The organism is Ignavibacteria bacterium (assembly GCA_016873775.1).
GTDB lineage: Bacteria > Bacteroidota > Ignavibacteria > UBA10030 > F1-140-MAGs086 > JAGXRH01.
Map to the genome: position 1 here is coordinate 1 of VGWC01000093.1, position 7825 is coordinate 7825.

The 7825-nt window shown below is 39.4% G+C and carries 6 protein-coding genes; 5 read left to right on the plus strand and 1 reads right to left on the minus strand.

All coding sequences use genetic code 11. The features are described 5' to 3' along the window. Window positions 1-40: 40 nt before the first annotated feature. Complete coding sequence (locus tag FJ218_10290; GenBank protein ID MBM4167289.1) at window positions 41-271, minus strand: hypothetical protein; 231 nt, start codon at window positions 269-271, stop codon at window positions 41-43. Between the two features lie 25 nt (window positions 272-296). On the opposite strand from FJ218_10290, the gene FJ218_10295 reads away from it, so the two are divergent. From FJ218_10295 to FJ218_10315, 5 genes are all read left to right on the plus strand, one after another. Then, window positions 297-2645 carry a hypothetical protein gene (locus FJ218_10295; GenBank protein MBM4167290.1) on the plus strand — a complete coding sequence of 783 codons (2349 nt, stop codon included), beginning with the start codon at window positions 297-299 and terminating at the stop codon, window positions 2643-2645. Next, window positions 2645-3058, plus strand: coding sequence for a YjbQ family protein (locus FJ218_10300; protein ID MBM4167291.1), 414 nt, complete (start codon window positions 2645-2647; stop codon window positions 3056-3058). Before FJ218_10295 ends, FJ218_10300 begins: the two co-directional genes overlap by 1 nt. Then, window positions 3055-4452 (plus strand): GWxTD domain-containing protein, encoded by a 1398-nt coding sequence (locus tag FJ218_10305; GenBank protein MBM4167292.1) that lies wholly within the window; start codon window positions 3055-3057, stop codon window positions 4450-4452. Before FJ218_10300 ends, FJ218_10305 begins: the two co-directional genes overlap by 4 nt. 60 nt (window positions 4453-4512) lie before the next feature. After that, complete coding sequence (gyrA, locus tag FJ218_10310) at window positions 4513-6987, plus strand: DNA gyrase subunit A (protein ID MBM4167293.1); 2475 nt, start codon at window positions 4513-4515, stop codon at window positions 6985-6987. Between the two features lie 4 nt (window positions 6988-6991). Next, window positions 6992-7825 (plus strand): magnesium chelatase (locus FJ218_10315; protein ID MBM4167294.1); only part of this gene is annotated, 834 nt, incomplete at its 3' end.

The following is a 7825-nucleotide window of genomic DNA, read 5'->3' on the forward strand; positions in this document are numbered from 1 at the left end:
ACAGGAGGATGAGCAATGTCAAGGGTGAAGATGTAGTTTTTCACTTTCCGCTAAACAACTTCATTACCGTTTCATCAAGTTCTTTTTCCAACATTGTCATTTTTTCTTCTTCGCCTTTTGCTTTGAGTTGATGCAGCATTAGTGAAAGTTCCGAGAGTTTTTGATGAACTTTATTTTTCTCTTCAAACTTTGGAATTCCAATATGTTGCATCACTGATGGCGTACCAAAACCACGACCGGCAGAAGAATACGATTTTATAAACTCGCGCATTGAGAGAATTAGTGGGAACGGTTAATTGAGTTGGATTATTTTCTTTAATAAAAACAGGAATAATATACTTCGTTTTCTCTTTCAAATAAACTCCTTTTCCTCGTCTTTTTTTTGTATTTTTTTGCCGAAAAAATCATTGAGAAACACCATTTCTACTACGAAAAAAACAATCTATCTCGCTATTATTTGGCATCAACATCAGCCATTGTACGTTGATTCCGAAAAACATCTTCTTTCCGCTCCGTGGGTTCGCACACACGGGACAAAAGATTATTACGATATGTGCGCAATGTTGAAAGAATTTCCTTCGATTCATTGCACGTTTAATCTTACGTCAACATTGCTGCAACAGTTGGAAGAATTTTATGTCGCTCCGCTTTCAAAAATCGTGAATCGAGAATCGTTGTTCGTCAATCGCAAAACAAAATCGAAAAAAACCGACAACTCTACGCTAACAGATGCGTGGATTGACTTACTTCTCAAACCAACAGAGCAATTTGGAGACGAAGAAAAAAATATTCTTTATCGAAATGCGTGGAGTTGTATTACGATAAGCGAACCACAATTACATTTTTTCCCTGAATATGAACGACTCTGCAGACATATAAAAAATTCTCTTAAACTCGGCGTTGACAATTTTTCTCTTCAACAATTACTGGAACTGAAATTTTGGTTTTTTCTGGCAAACTTTGATGCGGATTTTTTATTGGGAAAAGTACAACTCTCGAACGGTAACGTTTGCAACCTCAGTTCGTTTGTCGAAAAAAAATCTGATGAAAAATTTTATCTACGAAAAAAAATTACGGAAGATGATTGCAAACGATTGGTTAACGAAGTGTATAAAGTTCTTTCGGCAATAATTCCGTTGCACAAAGAAATGCAGTTGCAAAAAAAGATGGAGTCCACTTCCAAAGTGGACTCCATCTTTTGGAATAACGGACAAATTGAACTCACAACAACGCCCTATGCTCATCCGATTCTTCCATTGTTGTTAGATTCCGATGTTACGAAAATTTCTCAACCGACTGCTCAACTGCCAATGCGATTTTCATTTCCCGAAGATGCAAATCTCCACGTTCAACTTGCAATAGAAAAATTTCAATCGCTGTTTGGAAATCTGCCGAACGGAATGTGGCCCAGTGAGGGATGCGTATCGCAGGAAATTCTTCCATTGTTCACGAACAACAATATCAAATGGATTGCAACCGACGAACAAATTTTGAAACGCTCAAAACCGGAAAATCAAACTGCAAATTCCGCATACAGTTTGAATGTTGAGAAAAATGAACTTGCAATATTTTTTCGCAACACACGACTCTCTGACAAAATCGGTTTTGATTATCAGAATCTACCGGCAGAACTCGCGGCGGAAGATTTCATTCAATCGTTACTTTGTCTTTCCAATGAAAGCGAACAACTCATTACAGTTATTGTTGACGGAGAAAATGCATGGGAATGGTATCGCACAAATCTTGACGGAAAAGAATTTTTGCGTTCACTCTATGCAAAATTAGAAGAAAAATTTCTCACAAAAGAAATTATCACCGTAACTCCGAGTGAATATATTTTCGGAAATGCGCAGCGTGGAATTTCTCCTCATCCGATTTCTTCGATGAAAAAAATAGATTGGCTTTTTCCGGGCTCGTGGATAAATTCGAATTTCGATACATGGATTGGTGAAGGAGAAGAAAATACTGCGTGGGAATATTTACTGCGAACGAGAACTGATTTGAAGAACTGTGGTATTGCGTTACCAACATCATTTCCATTACCGGATGTTTGGAAAGAATTGCTCGCCGCTGAAGGAAGCGATTGGTTTTGGTGGTACGGAACGGATCAAAATGCACCGGGAGGCGATGAACCTTTCGATGAAGCATTCCGAATGCATTTAAAAAATGTTTATTCCTTTGCCAATAACTCTGGAGCAAATCTTGAAGTACCGGAATTTCCACCGATACTTTTAAAACAATATCGCGAAGATAAGCGAATTCATCATTCGCAGGGAACGATGGCGCGAAGTGATGATTCATTATTGAATGACGAGCATATTCCTTTAGATGAACACAAAGTGAAAGTTACATTTCTTTGCCGAAATATAAATCCACAGCAAACAAAAAATGTTTATATCGTCGGGAACAGAAACATTTTGGGAAATTGGATGCCTAATGTCGTTCCAATGGCGCGCGTAAACGATGTACTGTGGAAATTTGAGACAGAGTTTTTCTCCGGCGAAGAAATACAATATAAATACACGTTCGGCGACTGGAGCAACGAAGAATTTCCAATTTCTCATCGAAAACTTTTTGTTCCACTTTCCGACATCATCGAACTAACAATCGAAGATATTTTTGGAATATTTCGTAATCACGCATAATGAAATCCTACACAGAATATTTAGTCTTCAATACAAAAACCAGAAAAGAATTTGTCAACATTACACGTAATCTCGATGAGTGCGTCATTGCTTCTAACATTCAAGAAGGATTTTGCCTTGTTTCAGCAATGCATATCACCGCTGCAATATGGGTGAACGACGAAGAAGAAGGTTTAAAACAAGATATGCTCGAATGGCTCGAACAACTTGCGCCTGCAAAAAAAAATTATCGTCATCATCGCACGGGTGAAGATAACGCTGACGCACATTTGAAGCGCACACTGCTTCATCAACAATGCATTCTTCCTATTACAAAGGGCAAACTCGATTTAGGTCCATGGGAACAAATATTTTACGCAGAGTTTGACGGACAACGAAAGAAACGAGTTATAGTAAAAATTATTGGCGAATGATTATGAAACTCGTACAATCGCTCTTTCTCTTCCTTATTATTTTTCACACAAATTGTGTATCGCAAGAACACCAGTTCCGCACCGATGTTGATTTTGCAAGTTTTCGTTTCGATGATTCATTATCATACGTAGAAATTTTTGTTTCAGTACCAAGTAAATGCATCACGTACGCAACAAAAGAAAAAAAACTACTTGGTGAAGTTCAATTTTCTTTGACGATTCTTAAAAACGATAGTACGATTACATCAAAACAGTGGATTTTACAACACACAAAAGAAGATTCATCGGAAAGCGAGATGGACAAATCACTTGTGGATATTGCAGGATTTGTATTGCCTTCAGGAAATTATTCACTTCGCGTCGTGGCGTTTGATTTTCATTCTCCTTCTGAAAAAAATAGTTTTGAAATTCCGTTGCTCGTTACACCGTATTCGCAAACGCATACTCTTCTCAGCGATATTGAACTTTGCACAACAATTATCAAAGCAAGTGAAGAGGAAAAACTGTCATCATTCTATAAGAACTCATATCTCGTTGCGCCAAACACCCGTAGATTATACGGTCAAGGACTTCCGGTGTTGTATTATTTTGTAGAATGTTACAACCTGTTATCTGAACATTCATTGCAAGAATATCAATTTGTTGTATCAGTAACAAATACAATTAATGAAGAAATTATTCATCACTCAAAAAAGAAAACGCGCAGCGTAAATCATACAGCAGAAGTTGGGACATTAAATGTTAGCAATCTCCGAAGCGGCACCTATACATTGAATATTTCCTTGTTTGATACAACAGTATTTGCCACTACTTCGAAAAAATTTTTTGTTTTCAATCCGATCCTTGGAGCGGATACAATATTGCAAATGAAACTTCGTGAAAAACTGTTCACTGAATTTGCTTCATTCACTGAACAAGAATTGGATGAACTATTTCATCAAGCAACGTACATTGCAACAGAAAATGAACGTGAGCAATTTCAGAAATTGCAAACCTCAGAAGCAAAACGAAATTTTCTTACCGAATTCTGGGAACAACGAACGATTACTACGAGCGAAGGAACTTCATCATTGAAAAAAGAATACGAACGACGGATTGAATATACAAACAAAAATTTTTCGACTGCAACAACGACAAACTTTCCAACACTCGGTTGGAAAACCGATAAAGGACGTGTCTATATTCTCTACGGCGCACCGAATGAAATAAAACATCGCCCGAACTCAACTAATCTTTGCCCTTTTGAAATATGGGATTATCACCAATTGCAAGGCGGTGTATCGTTCTACTTCATTGATGAGTTCAATAGCAATCAATGGAGATTAGTTCATTCAAATGCACGCAGTGAAATTCTGAACCTTCGCTGGAAAGAAAAAATAGAATCTGCCGAATAAACGATTCTTTTTTCAACTATATTTTTACTCTAATATTATTATTTCACAATCTTACGATTTATGTCTGTTATATCCGAAAAAATAATTCCTGTTGATATCGAATCTGAAATGAAGTCGTCGTACATTGATTACGCGATGAGTACGATTGTCTCGCGCGCGTTACCCGATGTTCGCGATGGACTAAAACCTGTGCACCGAAGAATTCTCTTTGCGATGAACGAACTTGGACTCGCAGCAAATCGTCCGTATAAAAAATCAGCGCGCGTTGTCGGAGAAGTGCTTGGTAAATACCATCCGCACGGGGATACAGCAGTGTATGATGCGATGGTGAGAATGGCGCAGGATTTTTCGATGCGTTATCCGCTCGTTGATGGACAAGGAAATTTTGGAAGCGTTGATGGCGATTCTCCAGCGGCAATGCGTTATACCGAAGTTCGTCTCGCTCGCATCGCAGAAGAAATGTTGCGTGATATTGATAAGAATACCGTTGACTTTGGTTCCAACTTCGATGATACGTTGCAAGAGCCGAAAGTTCTTCCTTCGATGTTACCCAATTTATTGTTGAACGGTTCATCAGGAATTGCTGTGGGAATGGCGACAAACATTCCACCGCATAATTTGAAAGAAGTTGTTGATGGATGTATTGCATTGATTGACAATCCCGAACTCGCTGATGAAAAACTTTTGAAGTACGTTAAGGCGCCGGATTTTCCAACCGGAGGAATTATTTACGGTTATCAAGGAGTGAAAGATGCGTTTCTCAACGGACGAGGGAAAATTACGATTCGTGCAAAAGCAAATATCGAAACGGATAAAAACGAACGGCAAAAAATCGTTGTAACAGAACTTCCGTATCAGGTGAACAAACTTACGTTGATTGAAAATATCGCTGCGCTCGTCAATGAGAAAAAACTCGAAGATATTTCTAACGTGAATGATGAATCGGATAGAGATGGAATGCGTCTCGTGATTGATTTGAAACGCGACGCAAACGCAAGCGTTGTAATGAATAATTTATTTCAACACACGCAACTGCAAACAACATTCGGCGTCATTATGCTTGCGATTGTTGATGGACGACCGGAAGTTCTTACGTTGAAAAAAGCGATTCAACTTTTTATAAAATTCAGAAATGAAGTTGTTGTTCGTCGTACGCAATTCGATTTGGATGAAGCGGAAAAACGCGCGCATATTCTCGAAGGTTTTATCATTGCGCTCGATAACATTGATGAAGTGATTGCGCTTATCAAAAAAGCGAAGGATGTAGAATCGGCAAAAGAAGGATTGATGAAGCGTTTCAAACTTTCCGAAATTCAAGCTAAAGCAATTCTCGATATGCGATTGCAACGCTTAACCGGATTGGAACGAAAGAAAATTCAAGATGAATACAAAGAAGTAATTAAACTCATCGAAAAATTAAAAGCAATTCTCGCAAACAAATCGCTGCAAATGCAAATCATCAAAGAAGAATTGCAAGCGCTCAGAGAAAAATACGGCGACGAGCGCAGAACAGAAATCGTGATGGACAAAACGGAATTCAACGTCGAAGATTTGATAGCGGAAGAAGACGTTGTCGTTACGCTTTCTCATGGCGGATTCATCAAGCGATTTCCAGTTTCGGGTTATCGTCGTCAAGGTCGGGGCGGAAAAGGTGTAACCGGCGCAACGACGAAAGAAGATGATTTTCTTGAACAAATGTTTATCGCAAGCACGCACGATTATTTGTTGTGCTTCACCGATAACGGACGGTGCTACTGGCTCAAAGTTTTTGAAATTCCAGAAGCGGGAAGAACGGCAAGAGGAAAAGCTATTGTCAACTTACTGCAAAAAGCACCGAATGAAAATATCGCGGCTGTGTTGAACGTAAAAGAATTTAAGGAAGACCAATTTATTTTGATGGTTTCGAAAAAAGGAATTGCAAAAAAATGTTCGCTCACGGATTTCAGCAATCCGCGCGCAAATGGAATTATTGCGATGGGACTTGATAAAGATGACCAAGTGCAAGACGTGAAACTCACGGATGGAACGCACGATGTCGTAATCGGAACGCACGAAGGAATTGCAATTCGATTTCACGAAAGCGAAATTCGTTCGATGGGAAGACAAGCCGGTGGTGTTCGTGGAATTAGGTTGGAGAAAAAAGATTTTGTCGTTGGTGTTGTTGCAACAAAACGAAGCACAACAACAATTCTTGTCGCATCGGAAAATGGAAACGGTAAGCGTACGGATTTAAGCGAGTATCGAGTGAGTCATCGCGGAGGAAAAGGAATTTACACGTTGAAATCAACAGAGAAAATTGGAAAGATGGTTGCAATTAAAGAAGCGTTAGACAATGATGATATCGTTGTAGTAACAGCCCAAGGAATGATAATCCGTCAACACGCATCAGATATACGTGAAACGGGACGCAACACACAAGGCGTTCGTATTATTCGTCTCGATGAAGGCGATTCGATTTCCGCTCTTGCAATTGTTCCGTCGGAAGATGAGGGCGAAGAAAAGGAAAATAATGGTCAAGAAAAATTGAAAATATAATCTAATGACTCACCCAAAAACCATCGCCGAACTTCGCAAAGCAAACTATAAATTTCTTCCCGTCAAAGAAGAAGTGCGAAGAAATTTAATTACAAAACTTCGCAACAAAGAAAAATTATTTCCCGGAATTATCGGATTCGATGAAACCGTCATTCCATCCATTGTTAATGCGCTTCTTGCGAAACACGATATTATTCTTCTCGGTTTGCGTGGACAAGCGAAATCGCGTTTGCTGCGGGAACTCACATCGTTGCTCGATGAATTTATCCCCGCCATAAAAGATTGCGAAATCAACGACAATCCATTTCATCCCGTGTGCAAACATTGTGTTGATACAGTTGCAGAACACGGCGACAATGTTGAAATCGAATGGCTTCATCGCGATGAACGCTTCAATGAAAAACTTGCAACGCCCGATGTAACAATTGCAGATTTAATCGGCGACATAGACCCAATAAAAGCCGCAACAAAAAAACTACATTTCGCGCACGAAGGAGCAATTCATTACGGAATTATTCCCCGCACCAATCGCGGAATTTTTGCCATCAACGAACTTCCCGATTTGCAGCCGCGCATTCAAGTCGGTTTGTTCAACATAATGGAAGAAAAGTTTGTGCAGATTCGCGGATTCAGCGTTCGCATTCCGCTCGATGTGATGATGGTGTTCACCGCCAATCCCGAAGATTATACCAATCGCGGAAACATTATCACACCGCTCAAAGATAGAATTGATTCGCAAATTCTCACACACTATCCGCTCACGCTCGAAGATGGAATTGAAATCACCGAGCAAGAAGCGATGAGCGAGCGCGATGGAAAAGAAATTCTCGTTCCGTAC